The organism is Phenylobacterium sp. GW821-FHT12F10 (genome assembly GCF_058806695.1).
The window spans coordinates 168,518-192,691 of sequence record NZ_JBXAPY010000005.1; the positions used below are offsets into that span (position 1 = coordinate 168,518).

Genomic DNA, 24,174 nt, shown 5'->3' on the forward strand with positions numbered 1-24,174 from the left:
TGTGCCGGATCAGGCTGACTGGGTGCGACTGAGAACCTGCGGCCGGAGCAGTCGCATTGCGTTCAGGGTGACCAGCACCGTGGCGCCGGTGTCGGCCAGGATGGCGGGCCAGAGCCCCGTGACGCCCAGGATGGTCGTAACCAGGAACACAGCCTTCAGGCCGAGCGCGATGGTGATGTTCTGACCGATATTGCCCATGGTCCGCTTGGAGAGCGCGATCATGGCCGCCACATCGACCATGCGCCCGTGAAGCACGGCCGCGTCGGCGGTCTCCAGGGCGACATCGGTCCCGCCGCCCATGGCGATCCCCACGTCGGCGGCGGCCAGGGCCGGTGCGTCGTTGATCCCGTCGCCGATCTTGGCGACCTTGAAGCCCTCGGCCTGGAAGCCCTGGATGATCCGCTGCTTGTCCTGCGGCATCAGACCCGCGCGCACCTCGATCCCGAGCTGCTCGCCGATGGCGCGGGCGGTGCGTTCATTGTCGCCGGTCAGCATGACGGTGCGCACCCCGGCCGCCTTCAAGAGCCTCAGCCCGGCCAGGGCGTCCGCCCGGGGTTCGTCGCGCATGGCGATGGCGCCCAGGATCGCGCCGTCGCGAAGGACGATGGAGACGGTCTTGCCCTGGTCGTTCAAGGCGGTGATCTGGTCGGTCTGTTCGGCGCCGAGGGCGGTCTGTTCGCTCGCCGCCAGGGGGGAGCCCAGGAAAATCCGCGCGCCCTCGACCGTCCCGGTGACGCCCTTGCCCCCGACCGCGGCGGCGTCCGTCGCCTGGGGGATGGCGATCCCGTCCGCCGCGGCCCTGGCCAGGATCGCGCTCGCCAGCGGATGGCTGGAGCCGGTCTCCAGGGCGGCGGCATAGCGCAGGACCTCGGACTCGGCGGCTCCGAAGCTGACGACGTCCGTCACCCTGGGCTTGCCTTCGGTCAGGGTGCCGGTCTTGTCGAAGGCCGCCAGATTGATCTTGCCGAGCGTCTCCAGGACCGCGCCGCCCTTCAGCAGCAGGCCGCGCCGGGCGCCTGACGATAGGCTGGCGGCGATGGCGGCCGGGGTCGAGATCACCAGGGCGCAGGGGCAGCCGATCAGCAGGATCGCGAGGCCCTTATAGACCCAGCCATGCCAGGCCGCGCCGAACAGCAGGGGCGGAACCAGCGCCACAGCCAGGGCGACCAGCACGACGCCCGGCGTATAGTAGCGTGAGAACTGGTCGATGAACCGCTCGGTAGGCGCCTTGCTCTCCTGGGCTTCCTCGACGAGCTTCACGACGCGGGCGATGGTGTTGTCCGCCGCTGTGGCTGTGACCCGCACGCGCAGGGCCGCGTCCGCATTGACGGTTCCCGCGAAGACGAGGTCCCCGGGTCCCTTGCGGGTCGGCGTGCTCTCCCCCGTCACCGGCGCTTCGTTGATCTCCCCCGCGCCCGATTCGATCGTCCCATCCGCGGCGATGCGGTCGCCGGGACGGACAAGGATCATATCGCCCACCACCAGGTCCTCGGCCGGGACCTCGTCGGTCGCGCCCGCCCGTTCGCGGAAGGCGGTCTTGGGGACAAGCTTGGCGAGGGCCTGGATGCTGGCGCGCGCCTTTCCGGCGGCGACGCCTTCCAGAAGCTCGCCGATCAGGAACAGGAACACGACGGCGGCGGCCTCCTTCGACGCGCCGATGAAGACCGCGCCGACCGCGGCCACGGTCATCAGCATCTCGATCGAGAAGGGCGTGCCGGCGCGCGCGGCCATGAAGGCGCGCCGGCCGATGGGCAGCAGGCCGACCAGCATCGCCGCCGTGAAGAGCCAGTCGCTGGAGGCCGGCGCGAACCTGGAGCCGAGGAAGGCCAGGACCAGCGCCCCGCCGTTGAAGCTCATCAGGCGGCCCTTGGGCGCGCGCCACCAGGGCTGCGGGACGGCGTCGTCGCCGTGGCTGTGCAGGCCTTCCACACACGGATAGTCGGCCTCGGCCCCGTGAGCGGCGGGATCAGCCAGGGGCTGGGGTGTCGCCGGGGAGACTCCGTAGCCCAGGCCGGTCACCTGCCTCACCAGGGCGACCAGATCGGTCTGCGGGCTGTGTTCGACCACCATGCTGTGGCCGGCGACCGACACCGTCACCTCCGCCACGCCGTCCACCCGGCGCGTGGCGGTCTCGATCTTCGCGGCGCAGGACCCGCAGTCCATGCCTTCGATGCGGTAACGGGTCTTGAGCAGCGCCATGGTCGGGAATCCTTCGTGCGACGCCAGCCTGCATCCTCAAGTCACTAGAGGAGCAAGGCGTTTGCGCGGGCCGGATCAGGGTTCCCCGTCGCGATGGCGCTCCTAGGATCCGCCCAGGGCGGGGGCGGTGTAGCGATCAAGGTCGGAGAGCCCCAGCCTCTGTTCGATCGCCTTGACCTGGTCGACCGCCAGGTCGAACCCGTCGCCCTTGAACTGCTGGAGCTCGATATCCTCGAACTTCTCCGACAGGTCGGCGAGCTGGGCCTTCGGCATGGAAGCCTTCCAGGCCTGGAAGACCACGGTGTCTTCGAGGGCGGCGTGGATCTCATACATCCGCGCGAAGCCTTCGAGCGCCCGCGCCAGCTGTTCGCCGTTCCCGGCCGGCACCTTTCCGGACTTGCAGGTGGCGGTGACGAAGTCGTTGATCTCCCGGCCGCGGGCGTGCTGGCGCAGGAGGGCGTCGATCAGGCCCGCGGCCTCGCCGCCGGCCTTGCGGACCGCCGGGAACACATACTGCTCCTCCAGCTGCTTCTCATGATAGTCCTCGCCGAACCGCCGGAAGAGATCGGCGGCGGCGACCAGGGCGCCGGCGTCGAGGTCCGCCGCGCCGGCGCGGATCATGCCCGCGCTCTCGCGGTAGACCACCAGGATGCGGCGCAGGATCCCATGTTCCCGCATGAGGTCTTCATTGGCTGAAACCCCGCCGTCGTCCTCCTTGTCCTGGGCCTTGGTGCAACCCGGCAGCATGAGGGCGGTTCCCGCGGCGAGCCCCACTGCGGTGGCGAAGGCGGCGCGGCGCGAGACGGATTGGGGGGAAGAGCTCATCGGGTGACTCCCAGGTGGCGATGAAGACGGTGAACGCTCAAGGCGCGGACAGTGAGGACTGCGCCGGAACCAGGATCAACAGGGCAAGGGCGCCGACGATCGCGGACGCCGCGCCGTAGAGGAACACCGTGGCGTGGCCCACATGGTCCCAGAGCAGGCCGGCCATCAGGCTCGCCACAAGGCCGGAGAGCCCGACCGTGGCGCTATACCAACCGACGCCGCTGGCGCGCAGCGCCGCAGGCGTGAAGTCGCTCGCCATGGCCTTGCCGACCGCGCGGAAGACGCCCTGAAAGAGGCCGTAGAGGATGAACAAGGCTCCGGCGACGGCGAGGCTTCGGGTCGCGGCGAAGCCGAGATAGGCCGCCAGGAAGATGGCGAAGGCCGCCAGCAGGATGTTGCGCCGGCCCAGGCGGTCGGAGAGCGCGCCGGCCGGATAGGAGATCAGCGCCGCGACGAGGTTGAAGGCGGCATAGATCAGGATGGTCATGGGCAGGGACGCGCCGAGGTCCTGGGTCTGCAGGATCAGGAAGGCGTTGCTGGAATTGCCGATGCCGAACAGGGCGGTGACCAGCAGGTAGCGGCGATAGGGGCCAGGGAGGCGGCGCGGATCGATGTCGACCTTCGCCTTCGCCTGGGGTGGCACCACGGGCGCCTCGCGGACCAGACTTATCATCAGGACGGCCAAGAGACCGGGGATGATCGCGAGGTAGAAGATCCAGCGCAGGTCGATGCGCCAGACCGCCAGGAGGGCCAGGGCCAGCAACGGGCCCAGGAACGCCCCGGCGTTGTCGCCAATCCCCTCAAGCCCGAAGGCCTTGCCGCGGTCGGCCTCGGCCACCGATCCGGCGATCAGGGCGTCCCGGGGCGCCGAGCGAATCCCGGATCCGAGCCGGTCGAGGCTGCGGGCGGCCAGGGCCGCCGGCCAGACCGTGGACAGGCCGATGAACGGTTTGGCCAGGGCGCCGAGCCCATAGCCGACCAGGGCGACGGGCTTGCGGCGCTGCAGGCGATCCGACAAAGATCCGGAGAAGCCCTGGACGATGTTCTGGGCTGCTTGGGAGACGCCCTCCACCAGGCCGACCACGCTGCCGCCCGCCTTGAGGGACTGGGTCAGGAAGGTCGGCAGGACCGGATAGAGCATCTCCGAGGAGATGTCGGCGAACAGGCTCGCGCAGGCGAGCAGGACGGTGTCCCGCGAGAGACCGGCGAACGGCCGACGAGGCGTCGCCTGCGCCATCTTCGTGTCAGCTGCGCTGGAGGGGAGGGAGGGGACCGCCGGTTTCCATTGCGCGCTGATCCTCTAAGCTGCGGCTGGTCCCTTGGCAGGGCTCACTCAAGCCGTGACAAGGACCTTCGCCGCGACTACTACGGCATTCGTTATCGATATTCGATTTCGTAGGGCTGTCAACGGAATGTCCCCCCGTGCTGGAACATCAAGACCTGCTCGCCGGCCTGGTCCGGCTCCACGTCCTGCATCACGCCGCCGAGGGCGAGATCTACGGCCAATGGATGATCGAGGAGCTCGCCCACCACGGCTACAAGCTGAGCCCAGGCACCCTCTATCCCTTGCTGCACGCTATGGAGCGCAAGGGCTATCTGGTGTCGCGCAAGGAGAAGCTCGGCCGGACCTTCCGCCGGCTATATCGCGCGACGCCGCTGGGGTTGGAGGGGCTGGAGCTCGCCGAGCTGCGCTTGAAGGAACTGGTGCGTGAAGTCCGAAAATAGGCCAAGTCCAGTCGGTGAGGGGACCGGCGCGATGGTCGCCGAAGCTGTTGAGGCTGGCGGGCCCAAGCGTTCTGTACTCAAGGTCTTTGTCGTGTCGCTAGGCCTGGGCCTGACCTCGTTCGGCGGACCGATCGCCCATCTAGGCTATTTCGAACGGGCCTATGTTCAGCGCCGCAAGTGGCTGTCGGCCGCCGACTATGCGGGCCTGGTGGCGCTCTGCCAGATGCTGCCGGGGCCGGCCAGCAGCCAGGTCGGCGCCTTGATCGGGCTAAAGCGCGCCGGCTGGGCGGGCGCCCTGGCGGCCTGGCTCGGTTTCACCCTGCCGTCCGCCCTGGCGCTCTATCTGTTCGCCCTGGCCGCGACGGCGCTCCGAGATCCGCTCACCCTGGCGGGTCTGCACGGCCTCAAGCTCGTCGCCGTCGCCGTGGTCGCCCAAGCGGTCTGGAGCATGGGGCGTAAGCTCTGCCCCGATCTGACCCGCGCTGGCCTCGCCCTGGCCTCGGCCGCCCTGTTGCTGGTGTTCGGCGGCGCCATCCTCCAACTCGCCGCCTTGGCGCTTGGAGCCGTAGGAGGTCTTCTGCTCTGTCGAAACGGCGATGTTCCGCCGACGCCGCCCGCCCTGCCGATCCGCAGGCGGGTCGGCGCGGTCGCCTTCGTGATCTTCGCGGTGCTGCTGGTGGGACTGCCCTGGCTGGGCCGTCTGGCGCCGCACTCCCTGGCGGATCTGGCCGGCATCTTCTACGGCGCCGGCGCCCTGGTGTTCGGGGGCGGCCATGTGGTGCTGCCGCTGCTGCACGACGCCCTGGTCCCGTCCGGCTGGCTGAGCGACGACGGCTTCCTGGCGGGATACGGCGCCGCTCAGGCGGTCCCGGGGCCGTTGTTCACTTTCGCCGCCTATCTGGGGGCGGCGGTCGCGCCGACGCGCGATCCGGCCGTGATGGCGCTGTGGGCGGCGGTGGCGACCGGATTGATCTTCCTGCCCGGCGTGCTGATCGCGGTGGCGGGTCTACCGCTCTGGACTTGGATCAGCAGGCATCCCGCCGCGGCCGGTGCGCTCGCCGGGGTCAACGCCGCGGTCGTCGGCGTCCTGGGCGCGGCGCTCTACGATCCGATCTGGACCAGCGCTATCGGCGACGGCCGCGATGTCGCTATCGCCGCGACGGGCTTTCTGCTGCTCGAGCGCTGGAAGGCGCCGCCCCTGGCGGTGGTGAGCTTCTGCGTTGCGGCCGCGGTGCTCTTCGCGGCGATCCGATGACGCCGGTGCGGCCTTGTCGTTGCTGAGCTTGGCTCAGCTGCGGAGGCTGCGCCAGGGCCCGGTGACGGCCAGGGTGATGCCAGGCCAGTAAATGTTCACGAACAGGGTCGAGCCGTCGGGGGAGAAGCAAGCGCCGGCCAGTTCCGCATTCTCCCGGAAGACGTTTCGGGCGATCGTGTAGACCTTCCCCTCCGGCGTCACGCCGCGGAGGTGATTGCGTTTGACGTCGGAGTAGCGATCCTCGCACACGATCAGATGCCCCCACGGCGCCACGGTCAGGTTGTCGCCGAAGTCGTAGACCTTATCGTTGGCCGATTCGAGGAACAGCTGGATCCGACCTGGTGCGTCGCGCTCTCCGGAGCCGCCTTCACTGGCGCTCGGGACATAGCGCATGATCTGACCGTGCCTGGCGCCGCCGCCAGCGGTGCAGGTGAAGAACATCTCTCCATCGCCAAAATGGATGCCTTCACCCCTGGCGAACATCGCCGCGCCGGCCTTGGCGCCCCGCAGACGAAGGTCGTCATCGGGACTTTCGACCCCGTCGAGATCGATCCACACCACGTCCTTCCAATCACCCGGCCGCCAGACGACCTCGCTGTGATTGCTGGTGTTCACGCCCTCAGGCGCGTCGCGGAAACCGAGGGCCTGCAATTTCCCACCCTCATGGAGCTCACCGCGTGCGTTGGGCAGGAAGCGGTAGAAGAGACTGTTGGTCCCGAAACTGTCCTCGGTCATGTAGACAATGCCGGTGCGGGGATCGACGCAGGCCGCTTCGTGCTGGAACCGGCCCATCGCCTTTAGCGGGACCGCCTGGACTAGACCTTTCGCCCGGGCGGGCACCTCGAAGACCCAACCATGGTCCTGTGAGCGGCCGCCGCCGGCCTTCACGGTGGTTTCTTCGCAGCTCAGCCAAGATCCCCAGGGTGTCGCCCCGCCGGCGCAGTTCATCGCCGTGCCCGCAAGGCTGAGGTGCTGACGGATCAGCGTCTGCTTGGCGAGGTCGTAGACCAAGGTAGTGGTCCCACCGGGCAAGGCATGGCCGTCGGCGGCGACGTCGAAGGCCTTCGACCGGTCGAGGCGCGACGCCAACCGGCGGCCCAGGCCAGCGGCGCCGTAGTTGAGGTCGCTCGGCTTGAGTTCATGATTGCGGACAAGAGCGACACGCGAACCGCTCAGCGGAATGCAGCCCATGCCGTCGGCCTTGTAGGGGACTTCCAGGCCATCGCTCATCGTCTCGCCGAACCGGGACACCACCCGATAGGAAAACGCCGCCGGCAGGTCGAGAATGCCGTTCGGATCCTGGACGAGCGGGCCATAGCCCGCGACTTCGTTGGCGTAGGTCTCGCTCCCAGGGTCGGCCTGGGCGTTTGCCAGCCGGGCGTAGCCTAGAAACGCCAGTCCCGCGGTCGCGGTGGACAGGACGGAGCGGCGGGTAGCGGGCATTCGTGAGTCTCGCATCTACGGTCGTGCAGTCCGTTCCTAGCCAAGGAGACTCGATAACCCTATGGGCGTCGACCTCATTCCGGCTGATCCTGTGCGACGAACACGTCCTTTGAGTCACCTTGTCCATAGGCTGCCTCCTGCAAGCGAGTGGCGACGCCCGCGCGTCACACCGGCAAGGCGGCCACAAGAGCGTTGAGGACCTGCAGCGCATCATGGGCGCCATTGGCCTCGCCCTTTTCGAAATCCTCGCCACTAAGCCCCATGGTGTTGGTCACATGGGCAAGGCAGAGAACCCGCTGCCGGCGAGTGGCGGCGAAGGCATAGAGGGCCGCCGCTTCCATCTCGACGCCCAGCAGCCCCATGGAACGAGCCGCCTCGACCGCGCTGTTGGTCTCCCGAAAGGGAGCGTCCGTCGTCCATGTGCCGCCAACGTGGAAGGGGACATCCGTCTCGCGCAGCGCTTCCGCGGCCGCGGCGATCAAGGCCGGGTCAGCCTCGGCAAATGCGCTCGGCGGCAGGTAGTGATGACTGGCGCCCTCATCGCGAAGCGCGCGATCGATGATGACGAAGTAGGGTGGCGGCCCCGCAGGCAGGATCTGTCCCGCGGAGGTCACGCTGATCAGAAGCTCACAGCCGAGGGCAAACATCTGCTCTGCGACCAGCACCGCGTAGGGGGCGCCGACGGCGCAACCCACGATGCCGATTTCGCGATCGGCCAAGCGAAAGCGGTCGAGACCGGAATGGTAACAGGGCCAGGCCGTGCATCGGCTGGCTTGTTCGGTTCGCCGCAAATAGCGAACAATGTCGCCATCAGGGTCCAGAACGCACACGGTTGGAACCGGTACTGACGGCAGGCCTTTCTGGCGGCGAGCTTCCCGGATCAAGGATTCAGGTTGAAACACCGACGGTTCGCTGGGCGCCTTGTGGTTCAGCAACGGTGACGGGGTGATCTCGCCCATGGGGCTCCAAACTTAGCTAACAAGACTCTCATCGGCGCCGTGCTGGCGACCACTTAGTGGCGCGGGCGATTCCAAATTTCAGGTGACCGGCAGCCCGGCCGCTCTCCACTCCGGAAAGCCGTCCTCGAGCCGCCGGACCTTGAAGCCGTGCCGGCGCAGGAGCGCGATGGCTTCGAAGGCCAGAACGCAATAGGGACCCCGGCAGTAGGCGACGATCTCCTGATCCTTCGGCAGGTCGCCGAGGCGCTGGGCGAGATCGCGCAGCGGGATGTTCAGGGCCGATGGCACCCGGCCGGCCGCGAACTCGTCCTCTGGCCTTACGTCCAGGACTGTGACCAGGCCATCTCTCAGTCGATCGATCAACTCGCCTCGCGACACCGGTTCCAGGGCGTCGAGATCGTGGAAGTAGCCGCCCACCACGGCGCGGACGTCGGCTTGTTTGCGCTCGCCCAGGCGGCCCAGCGCCGTCATCAGGTCCACGACCGCCGGGTCGCTCAGCCGGTAGATCACGTGCTTGCCGTCGCGCCGCGAGGACAACAGGCCTGCGCGGCGCATGACCTGCAGGTGCTGTGAGGCGTTGGCGACTGACAGACCGAGGCGGCTCGCGATGCCGTCGACGTTGCGCTCCCCCTGACCCAGGAGTTCGACGATCTCGATCCGGTTTGGGCTCGCGAGCGCCTTGGCCACCTCGGCCAGACCCGCGAAGACGGTGTGCTTAGGGGAGTCGCTTGACAGGCTTGGCATGTCGCTCAATCATTCATTTGAATGTTTAATTCGTCAAGCCGCTTGGCTTCGTGAGCGGCCACTCGCCGCACTCGTAGGGGGAGGATTTCATGATCCTGCGCCAGTACCTGCACTTCGATCCCGTGGCCATTTCCTACCTGTTCGGATGCGGCGGCCAGTCGGCGGCGGCCGTGGTCGATCCCGTGGGCGACATTGAGCCTTATCTTCGGGCCGCTGAAGAGACAGGCATGGCGATCCGCTATGTGATCGACACCCACCTCCATGCCGACCACCTATCGGCCGGACGGCGTCTCGCCGAGGCTACCGGCGCACCCTATGTCCTTTTCGCGGAGGCTCCGGCCGCGGCGCCGTTCAAGGGGGTGCGTGACGGTGACGTGCTCGAACTCGGCAATGTCGTAGCCGAAGTGCTGCACACCCCGGGGCATACCCCCGAACATATCTGCCTGGCGGTGAGGGACCGGACCCGAGCCGACGAACCGTGGTTCGTGCTCACCGGCCACACCCTGATGGTCGGCGACCTCGGTCGCACGGAGCTGGCTTCGTCGGCGGAGGAGGGCGCCCGGACGCTGTTCCGCAGCATTGGGCGCCTCAAGGCCCTGCCGGACTATGTCGAGGTGCTTCCGGGCGCCTTCTCCGGCTCGGTCTGCGGCCGCAAGCTGAGCGGCAAGCCCTCGTCCACCATCGGCTTCGAGCGGCGGAACAATGAAGCCTTCCGGATCGAGGACGAGGAGGCCTTCGTCCGGGCGATGCTGGCCGACATCCCCGAGCCGCCGGCTCAGGCGGCCGAACTGCGCGCCGCCAATTCCGGCCCAGCCGCCGCAGCTGCCTAGCCTGATGTCCGTTCAGGAGAGAAAGGGCGGCATCCGGCTCGGACTGGCCGAGAACTGGCGCCAGTTCTCGTTGCTGATCCTGGTCAACGCTTTCGTCGGCGGCATGGTCGGCCTGGAACGCACGGTCGTGCCGCTGATCGGGTCCGAGGAATTCCGGATCGCGTCGACCACCTTGGTCACCTCATTCATCGTCAGCTTCGGCGTGGTCAAGGCCTTCACCAACCTGATCTCGGGTCACTTCGCGGACATCTATGGGCGCAAGCGCCTCCTGATCTTGGGCTGGCTCGTCGCCTTGCCGGTCCCGTTCATGATCGGCTGGGGCCCGAGCTGGGGATGGATCGTCGCGGCCAATGCGCTGCTCGGCGTCAGCCAGGGGCTGGCCTGGTCGATGACGGTGATCATGAAGATCGACCTCGTCGGGCCGAAGTCGCGCGGCCTCGCCGTGGGGCTCAACGAGTTCGCGGGCTATCTGGCGGTCGGTCTGACGGCGCTGGCCACCGGCTATATCGCCCAGCGCTACGGCCTGCGGCCCGCCCCCTTCTATCTGGGTATCGGCTACGCTGCGCTCGGCCTGATCCTCTCCGTATTCCTGGTGCGCGACACCCGCCATCACCTGGCGCTGGAGACCGCCAGTCACGCCGCCCCAGCCGAGCCTATTCGCTTTTGGGAGATATTCCACCGGACCTCCTACGGGGACCGCAACCTGTTCGCCGCCTCCCAGGCCGGGCTGGTGAACAACCTCAACGACGGCATGAGCTGGGGGCTGTTCCCGCTGTTCTTCGCCGGCTTCGGACTGACCGTCGGGCGCATCGGCATTCTGAAGGCCGTCTATCCGGTCGTCTGGGGCGTCATGCAGACCATCACCGGGCCCTTGAGCGACCGCTGGGGCCGCAAGGGTCTGATCGTCGCCGGCATGTGGGTGCAGGCGGCGGGTCTCTTCATGACCGCCGCCACCCGACAGTTCGGCTGGTGGCTCGCCGCCAGCGTCCTGCTCGGTCTTGGCACCGCCATGGTCTATCCGACGCTGATCGCTTCGGTGTCGGACGCCTCGCACCCGTCCTGGCGAGCGCGATCCCTGAGTGTCTACCGCTTCTGGCGGGACATGGGCTACGCGGTCGGCGCGCTGGCCTCGGGGATCATCGCCGATCTCTTCGGCGCCGCCTGGGCCATCGGCTCGATCGGCGCCCTGACCCTTGCCTCGGGCGCCGTGGTCGCGATCGCCATGCGCGAGGGTCCCGCCGGTGAGTGAGCCAGCTCAAGCGATGGTCGCCCCAGTGCAGTTAGCCTCGTTGACCTTTGGAGGACGGCCATGCGCGTGCTGATCATTCTCAATGACGCGCCCTACGGCGGCGAGCGGACCTACAACGGCGCTCGGCTCGCCCTGGCTCTGCTGAAGGTGGACCCGCAGTCGCAGCTCACCGTCTTTCTGATGGGCGACGCGGTGCTCGCGGCCAAGGCCGGCCAGAAGACGCCCGAGGGGTACTACAACCTTGAGCGCATGCTGGGGCGCGTTGTCCTGGGCAAGGGGTCGGTCCTTCTCTGCGGAACCTGCATGGCGGCCCGGGGCATCGTCGACGCCGAGATTCTGGAGGGCGCGCAGCACAGCACGATGGACGCCCTCGCCGAGGCGACCGTCGCCGCGGACAAGGTGCTGGTGTTCTAGCAAGGGAAGACGGCCATGGCGTCAAACCCAAGGGGTGCAATCGAGGTGACGGCGCCGCTCCCGGGGTTCGGGTTCGGCCTGGGAGAGCGGCGGCCATGAGCGAGGTCTGGGAGGGTGGCTGCCTTTGCCAAGCCGTCCGGTTCCGCGCTAGCGGTGCGCCGAAGTGGACGATCTGGTGTCATTGCCAGAGCTGCCGCAAACACAGCGGCGCGCCGGTCTCGGCGTTCGCCTCCTTCGACGCGGCGTCGGTCGAGATGATCCGGGGCCAGATCTCCAGGTTCGCATCCTCGCCCGGCGTGCTGCGCGGGTTCTGCGCCACGTGCGGATCGACCCTCACCTGCGAGGGTGACCGTTCGCCGGGCGAACTGCATATCCATATTGGAGCCTTCGACGCGCCGGAGCGACTGGCCCCTATCGTCGAGGTCTTTCCGGAGGAACGCCTTCCCTGGGTCTGTCTCAGTCAGCCTGCGCCGTGAGGGCGAAATGGAACCATTGAGCGTGATGCCGATCTACCTCGACTTTAATGCGAGCACCCCCATCGATCCGCGGGTGGCGGCTGTCATGCGACCCTATCTGGAAGAGGCGTACGGGAACCCCTCGAGCCCGCATTGGGGTGGGCGCCCGGCGCGCGAGGCGGTCGAACGGGCGCGGAACCAGGTCGCCGGCCTCCTGGGCGTCGCCCCCGACGAGATTGTGTTCACGAGCGGCGGCAGCGAGGCCAACAACCTGGCGCTCAAGGGCGTGTACTTCGCGCTGAAGCATCGCGGCGATCACATCGTGACCAGCGCCGCGGAGCATCCCGCCATCCTCGCGCCGTGCCGGTTTCTGGAACGGCTTGGCGCGCAGGTGACCTATCTGCCCGTGGATCACACAGGCCGGGTCGATCCCGACGATCTGCGCCGGGCGATCGGGCCACGCACCATCCTGGCCAGCATCATGCACGCCAACAACGAGGTTGGAACGATCCAGCCCATCGAGGCGTGCGCCCGCATCGCGCGGGAGCGCGGCGTGCTCTTCCACACCGACGCGGCTCAATCGGTCGGCAAGATCCCGACGGATGTGGGCGAACTCGGCGTCGATCTGCTCTCGGTGGCGGGGCACAAGCTCTATGCGCCCAAGGGTGTCGGCGCCCTCTATGTGCGGCGCGGCGTTGGGCTTGAGCCCTTGATCCACGGCGCCGGCCACGAAGGTGGCCGACGCGCCGGCACAGAGAGCGCCTTGCTGACGGCGGGTCTCGGCGAAGCCTGCGCGCTCGCCAAGGACCTCTCGTCCATGACGGGCGTCCGGACCTTGCGCGATGCGCTGTGGGACGGGTTGCAGAAGACGTTCGGCGAGGCCGTGGTCCTCAACGGTCATCCCGAACATCGCCTGCCGAACACTCTCAACGCCTCCTTCGCGGGCATGGTCGGCGCCGAGATTCTGGAGTGGCTTGACGGCGTGGCGGCGTCGACCGGATCGGCCTGCCATGCAGGCCACGTCGAGCTGTCGCCGGTGCTTGCGGCCATGGGCCTATCGCCCGAGGTCGGCATGGGCGCCGTTCGCTTCAGCCTTGGGCGGGGGACGACGGCCGACGAGATCGAGACTGTCGTCGGGCGACTGACCGAGCTTGCTGCACCGGGCGTCGGGTGACGATGGCCATGTCAGCACGGCGCAAGAGGGGCGGGGACGACAAGATCGATAGCGCGATCTCAGCGCTGCCGGAGTCGTACCGACTTTGGCGCGCAAGCGGGCTCGGCCGCGTCACCGACACGCTTGAGCGAGACCTGATCCTTGAACTATGCGGAGAGGTCGCCGGCCTTCAAATTCTCGACGTTGGCTGCGGCGATGGCGACCTCGCTGCGGCGCTGGGCCGGGCGGGCGCGGAGATCACGGGGTTGGACGCCGACCCGCGGATGCTCCGCGCAGCATGGGAACGGCTGGCCTCGGAAGTCCTGTCGATCCGCTTCGTGCGCGGTGATGTCAACACGCTGCCTTTCGCCGACCGAAGCTTCGACGTGGTGACGGCGATCACGGTGCTCTGCTTCGTGCCCGACGCGCGAGCGGCCGTGGCGGAGATGACGCGGGTGTTGAAGCCCGGCGGCCGCCTCGTGCTGGGTGAACTGGGTCGCCACAGCGTTTGGGCGGCATCCCGTCGCATCAAGGGGTGGCTGGGATCGGCGACCTGGCGCGCGGCGCGATTCCGGAGCGCTCAAGACTTGCGGCGGTTGGTCGAACAGGCCGGCCTCGCCGTGAGCGCAATTCGAGGCGCTGTCTTCTATCCTCCGGTCGGCTGGCTGGCGTCTATGATGGCGGGCGCCGATCCTGCGCTCGGTCGACGCACAACCATCGGAGCCGCCTTCATCACCGTCGCCGCGAGGTCGGCGACGCGGCCCGACACGCCCGGCATCAATGCCGACGCCGCGGGACTTGGTGACTATTCCAATAGCCCATCCTGGGCCAATGACGGAAGGCCAGATACGGCAATGGCGAAACGAACCACCACTCTTGGCGCTCTCGCCATCGGGTTAGGGGTGACCATGGCGCTTGGCGCGGGCAGTGCGGCGCTGGCCCAACCCGCCAGTGGCCTGGTGGATGCGGTAAAGGCGGGCACTCTGATCCTGGACGCCCGCGCCCGCTACGAAGGCGTCGATCAGGATCGCTTCGCCGAGACCGCCGGCGCCCTGACGCTGCGCACCCGGCTTGGATGGGAGACGGGAAAGTGGAACAACCTCAAAGCCCTGGTGGAGTTCGAGGACGTGCGCGCCCTCGGCGGGGAGAGGTTCAACTCCACCTTGAACGGCAAGACCGCCTATCCCGTGGTGGCCGACCCCGATGTTACGGAACTGAACCGCGCCCAGATCGCCTGGACACCCAGCCGGAATTTCGCGGCCACGATTGGGCGGCAGACCGTCGCCATCGGCGATCAGAGGTTCATCGGCTCGTCGGCTTGGCGTCAGGACCAACAGACCTTCGACGCAGTCCGGGCGGACGTGATCCAGGGTCCATTCAGCGCCAGCTACATCTATATCGACCGGGTCAATCGCGTCTTCGCCGAGGCGCAGGACTGGGATTCCGACAGCCATGTGGTCAACGCGGCCTACGCCGTCACCAAGCCGCTGCGGATCGAAGGCTTCCTCTACGCTCTGGACTTCAGGCAATCGCCGGCCAATTCGAGCCGCACCTATGGCCTGCGCGCCACGGGCGTGCTCGACACCGCGCCGGTGGCCCTTTCCTATGCCGCCACCTACGCCAATCAGCGTGATTACCGAGGGAACACCGGCGATTTCAGCCTCGACTACTGGTCGGCCGAGCTGTCGGGGACGTGGGACGTCTTCACCCTCAAAGGGAACTACGAGGTGCTTGGCGGTAACGGCGTGCGTGGTTTCGCGACGCCCCTGGCGTCGCTGCATCCCTTCCAGGGCTGGGCCGATGTGTTCCTGACCACGCCGGCCAACGGGATCAAGGACGCCAACCTCGCCCTGGCGATCAAGCCGAAGCTGAAGCTGGGCCCTCTTTCGAACATCGTCCTGACCGGCGCTTATCACGACTTCAAGGCCCAGCGCGGTGGCGGCGCGCTGGGGAGCGAGGTGGACATTCAGATATCCACCGCGATCACCAAGCAGCTCTCGGGGCTGATCAAGTTCGCCGACTACGATGGCGTCCCGGGCTTCCCCAGCCGCCAAAAGGTCTGGCTCGGCCTGGAGTTCAAGCTGTGACTCTCCGGCTGGGACCGCAGGTCATGCTGGGTACGAGCAACAAACAAACGACAAGGCGGCCAAAGGGCCGCGAGCGGATCAAATCGCCAGGAGTGGAAACATGAAGGTTCGCAGAATACTCACCGCCAAAGCCAGCGGACCCGTCGCCGCCGCAGGGGCGGGCTCGGCTTTCGTCTTGGCGCCCGGCTGGGTCTGGGCGCAGACGCCGTCTGACCCCGCGAGGTATGCATACGGCCCACACATGATGGGCTGGGATGGAGGATGGTACGGAATGATATTCGGTCCGCTGGTCATGATTTTTGTCCTGGCCGCGGTGATCGCGGTCGCGGTTCTGCTGGTGCGAGGGCTCGGCGGGCCCTGGCACGGCCCACAGCCGACCCATCATGCGCCGCCTGAACGCACGCCGCTCGACATCCTGAAGGCGCGGTATGCGCGCGGCGAAATCGACAAGGCAGAGTTCGAAGAACGCCGCCGCATACTCGGCGATTGAGCCCGCTCATCGCGGTCAGGGATACAGCAGCTTTCCGTTAGCCGTGCGCTAAGCCGCCGCGCGGGGCCCGAGAAAGATCACAGCCGCGCCAATGATGCAGATCAGGGCGCCAAGTGTATCCCATCGGTCGGGACGTACGCCCTCAACAGCCCACAGCCAGGCCAGCGAGGCGCAGATGTAGACCCCGCCATAGGCGGCGTAGGCTCGCCCGGCGGCGGGGCTGTCGACCAGGGTCAGCAGCCAGGCGAACAGGGCCAACGACACCAGGCCGGGCGCCAGCCACCATACCGGCTTGCCCTCACGCAGCCACATCCAGAAACTGAAGCAGCCGGCGATCTCCGCCACCGCGGCGGCCATGTAGACGAGCGCGGTCTTGGTCATGGGTGGGCTGGTCGCTGGCGGCGACTAACCAAGTAGGCGGCCGACTCGGCGAGATCCTCCAGGATGACGCAGTCGGGGCCAGGCCCGCCGGCGCAGGACGCATCGCAGGTCTGGACGAGCCTCGCGATGCTGCGCTCCAGGGCCTTGAGTTCCGAAAACTTAGTCCGCACCGCCTCAAGCTGCTGCTGGGCGAAGTCACGCGCCTCGGTGCAGCAGCGTTGCGGGTCCTGCATCAACGCCGCCAGGGAACGGACCCGCTGAATCGGAAAGCCGAACTCGCGGCAGCGGCGGATGAAGGTCAGCGGCTTGACGTTAGCCTCGTCATAGCGCCGCTGCCCGCTCTCGCGCCGGCTGGCCCGGGGCAGCAGTCCGATGTCTTCGTAGTAGCGGATCTTGGGCGCGTTAGGTTCCGTCCGTCGGGCCAAGGCGCCAATCTTCAGGGCCATGCGATGTCTCGATCGGAGCTTGAACCTCAAGTTACTTGAAGATGTGGCCTTAGACCAGTCGCCCCCGCCATCACCGGTGGGTGGATCGCAAGGAGTGTTGATCGTGAAGACCCAAGACCCACCCCCCATCTCTTGCGCTTTGGCGGCCGGCGCCACGTCGTCGTCGCGTTGACAGTATCCCCTCCAGGAGGATAGGAAGAAGCGTGCGGGACCGAGAACGCCACGAAACCCATCCGGAGATTGTCAAGCGTCTGAAGCGCGCCGAGGGGCATTTGCGCGGCGTCATCGAGATGATCGAGTCGGGCCGACCCTGTGTCGATGTGGCTCAGCAGCTTCACGCGGTCGAAAAAGCGATCGGCCAAGCGAAGAAAACGCTGATCCAGGACCATCTCGACCACTGCCTGGAAGACGTCGTGGGTCCTCTGCCGCGCGATCAGCGCCAGTCGATCGACCAGTTCAAGCTGATCACGAGATACCTCTGATGGGCGCCACGCGCATGACCGAAGCATTTTTTCTTTCCGTCGTGGCGACCGGGTTCGCCGTCGCCTTCGCCCATGCCGCCATTCCGACCCATTGGCTGCCCTTCGTGGCGGCCGGTCGCGGGCAGCGTTGGAGCAAGGCGAAGACGCTTATGGTGGTCGCGCTGTGCGGGTCGGGCCATGTCCTTTTCACCACGGGTCTGGGTGTTCTGGTCGTCTGGCTCGGGGTTGAGACCAGCAAGTGGACCGGCCACATATTTCCCTGGATCGCCGGCGGCGCGCTGATCCTGTTTGGGCTCTACTACCTTATTCGGCAGGTGCGTGGCGGTGGCCACGGCCATAGCCACTTTGGCCCTGGCCACAGCCATGAAGGCGACGCTCACGATCACGCGTCGGAAGCGAAGCGGATCGACACCGGCCACGGCGTGCTGATGCTGGAGGTTTTCGAGGAGGGCGTCCCGCCCAGGTTCCGGGTGCGGACCGAGGGTGCGCCGGCCACCCTGCCAAACGCGGCGGCGCTGTCGGTTGAGACGCTCCGGCTTGATGGTGCTCGGCAGGTCTTCTCCTTCGTCGCCCGCGAGGGCTACCTCGAATCCGTCGAGGAGATCCCGGAGCCGCACGAATTCACTGCCGGCCTCAGCCTGTCTCACGGCGATCACGCCCATCGCCACGAGGTTCGCTTCGAGGAACACGAGCACGCGGCTTCCGCTCAACCGGCGGCGAAAGCCCAGGCCGGCTTGTGCGCGCCCGCCATTGCCAAATCCGACCAGGCCGTGGTCCTGGGCCTGTTCACGCTTCTGACCTTCTCGCCCTGCGAGGGTTTCCTGCCGGTCTACCTGTCGGGGATCAAGTATGGCTGGATGGGCTTCATCATTCTCAGCGCGGTGCTGGCTTTTGGGACTATATCTGGAATGGTCGTCTTCACTTGGCTGACCCTGTCGGGGATGGAGCGCCTACGCCTCGGTTTCCTGGAGCGATACGAAAGCGGCATCCTCGGCGCCTTCATCCTACTCCTCGGAATCGGCATCATCTTCTTCGGTTTCTAGCAAAGGGAGGCGGACAGAGGTCGCGTGGGCGGCCGACTTACCACTGGCATTATCTTGCCGATCTCCGCAACGCGGCCTGGGTCATTCGTCCGGAGGCTCCAGGCAGGTCACCCAAGGTCGCTTTTCGCCACAGCCGAATGGACGCCCCGATGGCCGAAGAAAAGCTCCGTCTCGAAATCCCGGTGGTTCTGCCCAAGGCGGCCGAGGCGTGCGGTCGCTGCATCGAGACCCTCATCTCCAACCTCAAGGCGCGGCCCGGTGTCTCAGAAGTCCACATGCGGCGCGACGCGCTCGGCGACGGGGACAGGCTCTGTATCCACTTCGATCCCGCGCAACTGTCGCTCTCCCAGGTGCGGAGCATGGCCCAGCGGGAGGGCGCAACGGTGGCCGGCCGCTATGGCCATCTCACGCTCCTCTTGTCGGACCCCCTGCACGCGCGGTCGGCCCGGTCGCTTGCCGATCGACTGAGGGCTGAGCCCGGCGTCGTCTACGCGGAGGTTGGCGTCACCGGGTCGGCCGTGATCGAGTTCGACCGCGACCAGATTGGTGAGCAGGCTGTCCGCGATCTGGTCGGCCAGGACCTCCGGGATCTTGCGCCCGGCCCGGAGGCGCCTGCCCCGAGCCAACCCGACGCCCATGCCGCGCGTGCCCACGGGCCGGGCGAGCATGATCACGGCAAGGCCGGCCACAAGCACGCCCATGGCGGCGTCTTCGGCGAGCGGACCGAGCTGATATTCGCGGTCCTCTCAGGGGTGTCGCTCCTGGTCGGTTGGGTGATCTCGTCGGGGGCGCCGCCGGCCTTCTCACTGGCCCTCTACGGCTTGGCCTACGTCCTGGGCGGCTACTTCACCTTGAAGGAGGCGTTCGAGAATGTCCGTCGGCGGCGCTTCGAGATCGACACCCTGATGCTGGTGGCGGCAGCTGGGGCGGCTTTCCTCGGCGAATGGGCTGAGGGCGCCCTGCTGCTCGTGCTCTTCAGCCTGGGCCACGCCCTGGAGCACTACGCCATGGGCCGCGCTCGGCGCGCCATCGAGGCGTTGGCGGAACTGGCGCCAGAACAGGCTACGCGCAAGCGGGGCGAGCAGTTCGAGGAGGTCCTCGTCGCCGAGCTCGGGCTCGGCGACATCGTGCTCGTCCGGCCTAACGAACGCCTGCCTTCCGATGGCCTGGTGGTCGCCGGTGAGAGCAGCGTCAACCAGGCGCCCGTGACTGGCGAAAGCGTGCCGGTCGACAAGCGGCCGATCGCGACGGATGTCGACTTCGACAAGGCTCCGCCGGAGCATCGCGTCTTCGCGGGCACCATCAATGGCGTGGGCGCGCTGGAGGTGAGGGTCGCCCGCAGGGCGACGGAGACCACCCTGGCAAGGGTCGTGAGGATGGTGGCCGAGGCCGAGGCGCAGCGGTCACCGACCCAGCGCTTCACCGACCGGTTCGAGCGCATCTTTGTGCCGGTGGTCCTGTTGGGGGTAGTCGCCCTCATGATGTCCTGGCTCGTGCTCGACGAGCCGTTCAGCGCCAGCTTCTATCGCGCCATGGCGGTGCTGGTGGCGGCGAGCCCCTGCGCACTGGCCATATCGGTGCCGAGCGCGGTGCTGAGCGGTGTCGCCCGGGCAGGCCGAGGGGGCGTGCTGGTCAAGGGCGGCGGCCCGCTGGAGAACCTGGGGACCCTGACCGCCATCGCCTTCGACAAGACCGGCACGCTCACGGAAGGCAAGCCGAAGGTGACCGACATCGTGCCGGCCGCCGGCGTGGCGGAGGCCGAGCTGCTCTCAATCGCGGCGGCGGTCGAGGCCCAAAGCGACCACCCGCTCGCCGCGGCGGTCGCAACGGCCGCCCGCGAAAACCTGGGCGCCGTCGACCTGCCAAGGGCGGAGGCGGTGGAAAGTCTCAACGGCGAGGGCGTCAAGGCCAAGGTCGATGGACGCGAGGTTTACATCGGCAAGCCGAAGCTCTTCGAGCGCCTCCCAGGCCCGCCCATGCCTGAGGACCTCCAAGGCGCGATCACGCGGCTGGAGGCGTCCGGACGCACGGTCATGGTCGTGCGATCGGCGGAGCGCTTCCTCGGTATCCTCGGCCTGCTCGACACCCCACGCGAGGGGGCGGCCGAAGTCATCGCTCGGCTGCGCGCCCTCGGCCTGCGGCGGATCGTGATGCTCTCAGGCGACAATCAAGGCGTCGCTGACGCCGTGGCCGCCAAGCTCGGCCTGGATGAGGCCAAGGGCGGCCTCATGCCCGAGGACAAGGTCGCCGTAATCAAGGCGATGCGCGAACAGGAAGGCCTGGTGGCCATGGTCGGCGACGGGGTCAACGATGCGCCCGCCATGGCCAACGCCACGGTGGGTATCGCTATGGGCGCGGCGGGATCGGACGTGGCCCTTGAAACGGCGGACGTCGCCCTGATGGCCGATGACCTCGGCCATCTCCCCTTCGCGGTGGGCCTCAGCCGCCGCACCAGCCGCATCATCAAGCAGAACCTCTGGGTGAGCCTGGGCATGGTCGCCTTCCTCATCCCGGCGACCCTGTTTGGCCTGAAGATCGGTGCAGCCGTGGTGTTTCACGAAGGTTCCACCCTGCTCGTGGTGGTCAACGCCCTTCGGCTGCTGGCTTATCAGGACAAGCGAGCCTGACGCGCGGGCGTACTTGGCCGGTCGTTCTGCAAGGGCGCCGGCCGAGCAGGGCGGCATGTTCGGCGAGGAATGGGATAGCGGCGGAGAGTCGCGGATGGTGAATTGACGCTACGGTGACGGTCTCGTTTGGCCGCAATTTCGTAGTTTGCCGTCGGTCTTGCTGATTGGCTCGCAGCCTCGCGGTCCGCTCAGCCGGGCGGCTTGGCTGCATGGGAGGACCAATGGATGTGGACGATGCGCCAGCCCTGGGGTGTCCGGCGCAGCACCATGGTTTCGGTCGTTTCCCGGTCCACGGTCTTGTCATGGAAGCGGCCCTGCGCCCGCCCGCGTGTCGCGATCCAGGCCAGGCTGCCCGTTGCGGCGCCGCTGCGATCCACGGTGACGTCCCGCACGTCCTTCAGATAGGCGATATCGGCCGCTAGATGGCCTGCCGCATAGTCCGATTTGGACTGTTCGGCTTCGCCTTCCTCGAAGATCAGGGCCGTATCGTCGAGCAGGGCCGCCGCTGCGGCGGCGTCGCCGCGCCCGAGGGCCGCATGGAAGGCGTCAACGGCCTTGGCCGCCTCCTGGGCCTCCGCCGGAAGCCTCGATGCGGATGCGGCTGGGTAAGGCGTTTCCGGGTGTGCGCTCGCAGCGCTTGTGGCGCCGAGCGTGAGGGCGGCGGCCAGGGCGATGAAATGGGCTGTTTTCATGGTCGGGTTCCTGTCAGGCCTTTGGCCGCAGTTCAGGGTCGAGCGTCCGGGCCAGGATCTTCCGGGCCCGGTAGACGCGGGTCTCGATGGTCTTGACGGAGACGCCCAGGATGTCGCCGGCCTCGGCTTGAGACCAGCCGTCGAAGGCGGTGAGCAGCAGGGCTTCCTTGAGCGGGGCGGGGAGCCCTGCGATGGCGCGATCCAGCACCCGCATCTCCTGGCGTTCGATCACCGCGTCATCGGCCGCGGCGCCTGGGTCGGGTTCTGCCAGGGCGGCATGGCCGTCCAGGCCCTCCGACCCGAACAGCAGGCGGCGAAATGACGCCCGCCGCCCGCGGTCGCGCGCTTTGTTGATGGCGATGGTGCGCAGCCAGGCCAGGAAAGAGCGAGACGGATCATAGCGCCGGATCGCCGACCACGCGGCGATGAACGCCTCATGCGCCGCCTCATAGGCGTCGTCGGCGTCGCCGGTATAGCGCCGCAGCAGCCGATAGAGTGGCTCCTTGTGTCGCCGGACCAGTTCGGCGAAAGCCCGGTCGTCGCCCTCGGCCGCGCGGCGGGCGAGCACCGCGTCGGTTGGGGCCTCGCCCTCGGTCACGACCCTTCGGCGGTCAGCGACCTAATCACGATGTCGTCGAACTGCGCCGCCTGATCGGGCGTGAGCACGGCGCGCATGGCGATGACATGCTCCATCGTCTCCGTCTGCAGGGCGCCCATGGCCTTGTGGAACCGGCCGATGGCCGCCTCAACCTTCGGCGAGAGGGCGTGGGATTCCTGATAGGCCTTGGCCAGCTCGGCGTTGGCCGCGCGCATCTCGCTCTCTATCGCTCGGCGATTGACGGCGTGGTCACGCTCGAGACCCTCGATGCGGCGTTCCTGGTCGGCGGTCAGGCGCACCCGCTGGTGCAGCATTTCGTCCAGCCCCGGCCGTGGGTGAGCGCGGGACTCGACGTATTTGGCGCCGCCCCAGACACCGACCGCCGCCGCCAGGACCGACAGGACCAGGGTCAGGATGATGCTTCGCACGATGCTCATCAGTCGTCCAACAGGCTCGAGGGCGCGAGGTTCGAGGCGACCAGGAAGCTCCCGGCCTTGGGTTCAGCGGCTGCGGAGGTCGCGGCGGTCACCCCGCCCGCCGTCAGGCCGATGGCCAGGGCGAGCCCGACTGAGGCGACCCCCACGGGGGCAAACGCGGCGCTGGCGCGCGACTGGGCGCGCCGGGCGACAATGCTGCGGCTGACGCCGGCCTCAAGCCCCTCGAGCGTGCGGTCGGCCGGCGCCGTGGCCAGCCGTTCGACAAGGTGGTTCAGTCGTTGGTTCATCATAAGATCCTCGCCCTGCCCTAGGTATACGACTCGCACGGCCCCAATCCCCTGACCATCTGGGTTTGAGCGCCTCCGTCGCGCCGCCTTGAGGGGTGCGGGCCTCTCCGGACGTATATCCAACGGAGGTGCGGTGGGCATGAATATCGGTCGGGCGGCGGAAGCCTCAGGCGTCTCAACCAAGATGATCCGCTACTATGAGCGGATCGGCCTGGTACGCCTCGCCGACCGGACCCAAGGCAACTACCGAAACTTCGGCCTGCGCGAGGTCCACGAGCTGACCTTCATCCGGCGCGCCCGAGATCTTGGGTTTTCCGTCGAAGAGATCGCCCGGCTTCTGGGGCTCTGGCGTGAGCGCGAGCGCCCAGCAGAGGAGGTTCGGGCGACAGCCGACCAGCATCTCGCCGACCTTGAGGCGCGCATCGCGGGGCTGCAAACCCTGGCCGACGTGTTGCGCGACTTGTCGTCGGCCTGCGCGGACGGGGAGCGCCCGGAGGCGCCTATCCTTGGCAAGGCCGACCGGACCTCACCCGCCGGCTTGCGGTGAAGGTGAAGTCCGGCGCTGACCTACTTGGTTTGGATCGCCGTCACCGTGGTCGCACCGTTCATCTGCATGAGCTTGAAGCGGACGGCCTGGCCGGCCTTCACGCTCTGCAGGATCGAAGGCGGGGTCGCCTTGAACGGCATCGTCATGGCGGGCCACTTGAGGGCGGGGATGGGGGCGTGCTGGATTGTCACGGTTCCGGCCTTGGCGTCGACCGACTTCACCACGCCCTCGCCGTCGGCCAGGGTCATGGCGGCGTGGTCTGCGGCGTGCGCGCCCGGCATGGCCTTTATGTCTCCGCCGGTCTGGGCGACGGCGGCTCCGGTGGCCGTGAAGGCCAGGGCCGCGGCTAGCAGCAGTCTCATGGTCGATCTCCGTTGAGCTTGGTCTCGCTTGGCGCAGGGGCGGGGCGAGGCGAGGTGGTCTGGGGAATACGCACGGCGCCTGCCGGGTCCCTCGCCGGGTTCGGCGAAGGCGCGCGATCGGCGGCGGGGCGAATAGGCGCCGTAGCCAGGGGGGCATGCCAGTCGTCCTGTGCCTCGTGCCCCTCGCGCATTACGTCGTGCAGGTGTTGCAGCCTGACTTGAATGTCGCGCCCGTCCTGCGGGCTGAGGTAGCTGTCCCGGAAGCGATACCAGGATTCCCGCCGGCGAATCTGCCGAAGCTCCCACATCAACCACCGCGCTTCCTGCGGCGCGTAGGCCCCATCTTCCGGGCCCTGCCCGATCCGGCATGGTCGTGCTGATAGGCGCCTCGAAGCTCTGGTCGCCGCCGAAATGCTGCGCGTGGCGCGCATCGTCGCCATCCGG

Annotated in this window: 26 protein-coding genes; 13 read left to right on the top strand and 13 right to left on the bottom strand. The window is 67.7% G+C overall.

The window, feature by feature from the left end; translation table 11 throughout:
- Positions 1 to 9: 9 nt before the first annotated feature.
- From AC1RN5_RS21880 to AC1RN5_RS21890, 3 genes are all read right to left on the bottom strand, one after another.
- Positions 10 to 2,199 carry a heavy metal translocating P-type ATPase gene (locus AC1RN5_RS21880; protein ID WP_493043931.1) on the bottom strand — a complete coding sequence of 730 codons (2,190 nt, stop codon included), beginning with the start codon at positions 2,197 to 2,199 and terminating at the stop codon, positions 10 to 12.
- A gap of 102 nt (positions 2,200 to 2,301) precedes the next feature.
- Entirely contained in the window at positions 2,302 to 3,024 is a 723-nt protein-coding gene (locus tag AC1RN5_RS21885) for a hemerythrin domain-containing protein (protein WP_493043933.1), read from the bottom strand.
- Positions 3,025 to 3,061: 37 nt separating this feature from the next.
- Positions 3,062 to 4,261: an MFS transporter gene (locus AC1RN5_RS21890; protein WP_493043935.1), complete on the bottom strand. Its 1,200-nt coding sequence runs from the start codon at positions 4,259 to 4,261 to the stop codon at positions 3,062 to 3,064.
- 185 nt (positions 4,262 to 4,446) lie between these two features.
- Here AC1RN5_RS21890 and AC1RN5_RS21895 point away from each other — a divergent pair, with 185 nt between their 5' ends.
- Entirely contained in the window at positions 4,447 to 4,749 is a 303-nt protein-coding gene (locus tag AC1RN5_RS21895) for a PadR family transcriptional regulator (protein WP_493043937.1), read from the top strand.
- A 91-nt stretch (positions 4,750 to 4,840) separates the two neighbouring features.
- Complete coding sequence (gene chrA, locus AC1RN5_RS21900) at positions 4,841 to 6,004, top strand: chromate efflux transporter (protein WP_493043939.1); 1,164 nt, start codon at positions 4,841 to 4,843, stop codon at positions 6,002 to 6,004.
- Between the two features lie 33 nt (positions 6,005 to 6,037).
- Here chrA and AC1RN5_RS21905 read toward each other — a convergent pair whose 3' ends face one another.
- From AC1RN5_RS21905 to AC1RN5_RS21915, 3 genes are all read right to left on the bottom strand, one after another.
- On the bottom strand, positions 6,038 to 7,447 hold the full coding sequence (locus AC1RN5_RS21905; RefSeq protein WP_493043941.1) for an alkaline phosphatase PhoX: 1,410 nt from the start codon (positions 7,445 to 7,447) through the stop codon (positions 6,038 to 6,040).
- A gap of 164 nt (positions 7,448 to 7,611) precedes the next feature.
- Positions 7,612 to 8,406, bottom strand: coding sequence for a nucleoside phosphorylase (locus AC1RN5_RS21910; RefSeq protein ID WP_493043943.1), 795 nt, complete (start codon positions 8,404 to 8,406; stop codon positions 7,612 to 7,614).
- 78 nt (positions 8,407 to 8,484) lie between these two features.
- On the bottom strand, positions 8,485 to 9,150 hold the full coding sequence (locus AC1RN5_RS21915) for an ArsR/SmtB family transcription factor (protein ID WP_493044102.1): 666 nt from the start codon (positions 9,148 to 9,150) through the stop codon (positions 8,485 to 8,487).
- Between the two features lie 89 nt (positions 9,151 to 9,239).
- Between AC1RN5_RS21915 and AC1RN5_RS21920 the strand changes: the two genes are divergently transcribed.
- The 7 genes from AC1RN5_RS21920 to AC1RN5_RS21950 all read left to right on the top strand — a co-directional run bounded on the left by AC1RN5_RS21920 (position 9,240) and on the right by AC1RN5_RS21950 (position 15,828).
- Complete coding sequence (locus tag AC1RN5_RS21920) at positions 9,240 to 9,980, top strand: MBL fold metallo-hydrolase (protein ID WP_493043945.1); 741 nt, start codon at positions 9,240 to 9,242, stop codon at positions 9,978 to 9,980.
- Between the two features lie 4 nt (positions 9,981 to 9,984).
- Positions 9,985 to 11,229 (top strand): MFS transporter, encoded by a 1,245-nt coding sequence (locus tag AC1RN5_RS21925; RefSeq protein WP_493043947.1) that lies wholly within the window; start codon positions 9,985 to 9,987, stop codon positions 11,227 to 11,229.
- 60 nt (positions 11,230 to 11,289) lie between these two features.
- Positions 11,290 to 11,643: a DsrE/DsrF/TusD sulfur relay family protein gene (locus tag AC1RN5_RS21930; protein ID WP_493043949.1), complete on the top strand. Its 354-nt coding sequence runs from the start codon at positions 11,290 to 11,292 to the stop codon at positions 11,641 to 11,643.
- A 95-nt stretch (positions 11,644 to 11,738) separates the two neighbouring features.
- Positions 11,739 to 12,119, top strand: coding sequence for a GFA family protein (locus AC1RN5_RS21935; protein ID WP_493043951.1), 381 nt, complete (start codon positions 11,739 to 11,741; stop codon positions 12,117 to 12,119).
- Between the two features lie 25 nt (positions 12,120 to 12,144).
- Positions 12,145 to 13,272, top strand: coding sequence for a cysteine desulfurase family protein (locus tag AC1RN5_RS21940; protein ID WP_493043953.1), 1,128 nt, complete (start codon positions 12,145 to 12,147; stop codon positions 13,270 to 13,272).
- Positions 13,273 to 13,280: 8 nt separating this feature from the next.
- The gene (locus tag AC1RN5_RS21945; RefSeq protein ID WP_493043955.1) at positions 13,281 to 15,338 is read left to right on the top strand and encodes a methyltransferase domain-containing protein; all 2,058 of its coding nucleotides are present in this window, start codon (positions 13,281 to 13,283) and stop codon (positions 15,336 to 15,338) included.
- A 100-nt stretch (positions 15,339 to 15,438) separates the two neighbouring features.
- Positions 15,439 to 15,828: an SHOCT domain-containing protein gene (locus AC1RN5_RS21950; RefSeq protein WP_493043957.1), complete on the top strand. Its 390-nt coding sequence runs from the start codon at positions 15,439 to 15,441 to the stop codon at positions 15,826 to 15,828.
- A gap of 48 nt (positions 15,829 to 15,876) precedes the next feature.
- Here AC1RN5_RS21950 and AC1RN5_RS21955 read toward each other — a convergent pair whose 3' ends face one another.
- Positions 15,877 to 16,209: a YnfA family protein gene (locus tag AC1RN5_RS21955; RefSeq protein ID WP_493043959.1), complete on the bottom strand. Its 333-nt coding sequence runs from the start codon at positions 16,207 to 16,209 to the stop codon at positions 15,877 to 15,879.
- Positions 16,206 to 16,655, bottom strand: coding sequence for a MerR family DNA-binding protein (locus AC1RN5_RS21960; protein WP_493043961.1), 450 nt, complete (start codon positions 16,653 to 16,655; stop codon positions 16,206 to 16,208). Before AC1RN5_RS21960 ends, AC1RN5_RS21955 begins: the two co-directional genes overlap by 4 nt.
- A gap of 203 nt (positions 16,656 to 16,858) precedes the next feature.
- Between AC1RN5_RS21960 and AC1RN5_RS21965 the strand changes: the two genes are divergently transcribed.
- The 3 genes from AC1RN5_RS21965 to AC1RN5_RS21975 all read left to right on the top strand — a co-directional run bounded on the left by AC1RN5_RS21965 (position 16,859) and on the right by AC1RN5_RS21975 (position 20,807).
- Entirely contained in the window at positions 16,859 to 17,137 is a 279-nt protein-coding gene (locus tag AC1RN5_RS21965; protein ID WP_493043963.1) for a metal-sensing transcriptional repressor, read from the top strand.
- Positions 17,137 to 18,180: a hypothetical protein gene (locus tag AC1RN5_RS21970; protein ID WP_493043964.1), complete on the top strand. Its 1,044-nt coding sequence runs from the start codon at positions 17,137 to 17,139 to the stop codon at positions 18,178 to 18,180. Before AC1RN5_RS21965 ends, AC1RN5_RS21970 begins: the two co-directional genes overlap by 1 nt.
- Positions 18,181 to 18,329: 149 nt before the next feature.
- Positions 18,330 to 20,807: a heavy metal translocating P-type ATPase gene (locus tag AC1RN5_RS21975; RefSeq protein ID WP_493043966.1), complete on the top strand. Its 2,478-nt coding sequence runs from the start codon at positions 18,330 to 18,332 to the stop codon at positions 20,805 to 20,807.
- A 188-nt stretch (positions 20,808 to 20,995) separates the two neighbouring features.
- Here AC1RN5_RS21975 and AC1RN5_RS21980 read toward each other — a convergent pair whose 3' ends face one another.
- The 4 genes from AC1RN5_RS21980 to AC1RN5_RS21995 are packed head-to-tail and all read right to left on the bottom strand — an operon-like array spanning position 20,996 to position 22,821.
- Positions 20,996 to 21,499, bottom strand: coding sequence for a nuclear transport factor 2 family protein (locus AC1RN5_RS21980; RefSeq protein WP_493043968.1), 504 nt, complete (start codon positions 21,497 to 21,499; stop codon positions 20,996 to 20,998).
- A gap of 13 nt (positions 21,500 to 21,512) precedes the next feature.
- Positions 21,513 to 22,097, bottom strand: coding sequence for an RNA polymerase sigma factor (locus tag AC1RN5_RS21985; RefSeq protein WP_493043970.1), 585 nt, complete (start codon positions 22,095 to 22,097; stop codon positions 21,513 to 21,515).
- Positions 22,094 to 22,534 carry a Spy/CpxP family protein refolding chaperone gene (locus tag AC1RN5_RS21990; protein WP_493043972.1) on the bottom strand — a complete coding sequence of 147 codons (441 nt, stop codon included), beginning with the start codon at positions 22,532 to 22,534 and terminating at the stop codon, positions 22,094 to 22,096. The genes AC1RN5_RS21985 and AC1RN5_RS21990 overlap by 4 nt, the downstream gene beginning before the upstream one ends.
- Positions 22,534 to 22,821 carry a hypothetical protein gene (locus AC1RN5_RS21995; protein ID WP_493043974.1) on the bottom strand — a complete coding sequence of 96 codons (288 nt, stop codon included), beginning with the start codon at positions 22,819 to 22,821 and terminating at the stop codon, positions 22,534 to 22,536. Before AC1RN5_RS21995 ends, AC1RN5_RS21990 begins: the two co-directional genes overlap by 1 nt.
- 139 nt (positions 22,822 to 22,960) lie before the next feature.
- On the opposite strand from AC1RN5_RS21995, the gene AC1RN5_RS22000 reads away from it, so the two are divergent.
- Positions 22,961 to 23,368 (top strand): MerR family DNA-binding protein, encoded by a 408-nt coding sequence (locus tag AC1RN5_RS22000; RefSeq protein ID WP_493043976.1) that lies wholly within the window; start codon positions 22,961 to 22,963, stop codon positions 23,366 to 23,368.
- A gap of 20 nt (positions 23,369 to 23,388) precedes the next feature.
- Here AC1RN5_RS22000 and AC1RN5_RS22005 read toward each other — a convergent pair whose 3' ends face one another.
- On the bottom strand, positions 23,389 to 23,730 hold the full coding sequence (locus AC1RN5_RS22005) for a copper-binding protein (RefSeq protein ID WP_493043977.1): 342 nt from the start codon (positions 23,728 to 23,730) through the stop codon (positions 23,389 to 23,391).
- Between the last annotated feature and the right edge of the window lie 444 nt (positions 23,731 to 24,174).

Excerpts from the sequence above, each read along its gene's own strand:
- AC1RN5_RS21960 (WP_493043961.1), bottom strand. The coding sequence starts at position 16,655 with ATGGCCCTGAAGATTGGCGCCTTGGCCCGACGGACGGAACCTAACGCG.
- AC1RN5_RS21970 (WP_493043964.1), top strand. The coding sequence starts at position 17,137 with ATGGGCGCCACGCGCATGACCGAAGCATTTTTTCTTTCCGTCGTGGCG.
- AC1RN5_RS21925 (WP_493043947.1), top strand. The coding sequence starts at position 9,985 with ATGTCCGTTCAGGAGAGAAAGGGCGGCATCCGGCTCGGACTGGCCGAG.
- AC1RN5_RS21975 (WP_493043966.1), top strand. The coding sequence starts at position 18,330 with ATGGCCGAAGAAAAGCTCCGTCTCGAAATCCCGGTGGTTCTGCCCAAG.
- AC1RN5_RS21885 (WP_493043933.1), bottom strand. The coding sequence starts at position 3,024 with ATGAGCTCTTCCCCCCAATCCGTCTCGCGCCGCGCCGCCTTCGCCACC.
- AC1RN5_RS21910 (WP_493043943.1), bottom strand. The coding sequence starts at position 8,406 with ATGGGCGAGATCACCCCGTCACCGTTGCTGAACCACAAGGCGCCCAGC.
- AC1RN5_RS21955 (WP_493043959.1), bottom strand. The coding sequence starts at position 16,209 with ATGACCAAGACCGCGCTCGTCTACATGGCCGCCGCGGTGGCGGAGATC.
- AC1RN5_RS21990 (WP_493043972.1), bottom strand. The coding sequence starts at position 22,534 with ATGAGCATCGTGCGAAGCATCATCCTGACCCTGGTCCTGTCGGTCCTG.
- AC1RN5_RS21940 (WP_493043953.1), top strand. The coding sequence starts at position 12,145 with ATGCCGATCTACCTCGACTTTAATGCGAGCACCCCCATCGATCCGCGG.
- AC1RN5_RS22005 (WP_493043977.1), bottom strand. The coding sequence starts at position 23,730 with ATGAGACTGCTGCTAGCCGCGGCCCTGGCCTTCACGGCCACCGGAGCC.
- AC1RN5_RS21890 (WP_493043935.1), bottom strand. The coding sequence starts at position 4,261 with ATGGCGCAGGCGACGCCTCGTCGGCCGTTCGCCGGTCTCTCGCGGGAC.
- AC1RN5_RS21920 (WP_493043945.1), top strand. The coding sequence starts at position 9,240 with ATGATCCTGCGCCAGTACCTGCACTTCGATCCCGTGGCCATTTCCTAC.
- AC1RN5_RS21935 (WP_493043951.1), top strand. The coding sequence starts at position 11,739 with ATGAGCGAGGTCTGGGAGGGTGGCTGCCTTTGCCAAGCCGTCCGGTTC.
- AC1RN5_RS21945 (WP_493043955.1), top strand. The coding sequence starts at position 13,281 with ATGTCAGCACGGCGCAAGAGGGGCGGGGACGACAAGATCGATAGCGCG.
- AC1RN5_RS21950 (WP_493043957.1), top strand. The coding sequence starts at position 15,439 with ATGAAGGTTCGCAGAATACTCACCGCCAAAGCCAGCGGACCCGTCGCC.
- AC1RN5_RS21905 (WP_493043941.1), bottom strand. The coding sequence starts at position 7,447 with ATGCCCGCTACCCGCCGCTCCGTCCTGTCCACCGCGACCGCGGGACTG.
- AC1RN5_RS22000 (WP_493043976.1), top strand. The coding sequence starts at position 22,961 with ATGAATATCGGTCGGGCGGCGGAAGCCTCAGGCGTCTCAACCAAGATG.
- AC1RN5_RS21980 (WP_493043968.1), bottom strand. The coding sequence starts at position 21,499 with ATGAAAACAGCCCATTTCATCGCCCTGGCCGCCGCCCTCACGCTCGGC.
- AC1RN5_RS21880 (WP_493043931.1), bottom strand. The coding sequence starts at position 2,199 with ATGGCGCTGCTCAAGACCCGTTACCGCATCGAAGGCATGGACTGCGGG.
- AC1RN5_RS21915 (WP_493044102.1), bottom strand. The coding sequence starts at position 9,150 with ATGCCAAGCCTGTCAAGCGACTCCCCTAAGCACACCGTCTTCGCGGGT.
- AC1RN5_RS21995 (WP_493043974.1), bottom strand. The coding sequence starts at position 22,821 with ATGAACCAACGACTGAACCACCTTGTCGAACGGCTGGCCACGGCGCCG.
- AC1RN5_RS21930 (WP_493043949.1), top strand. The coding sequence starts at position 11,290 with ATGCGCGTGCTGATCATTCTCAATGACGCGCCCTACGGCGGCGAGCGG.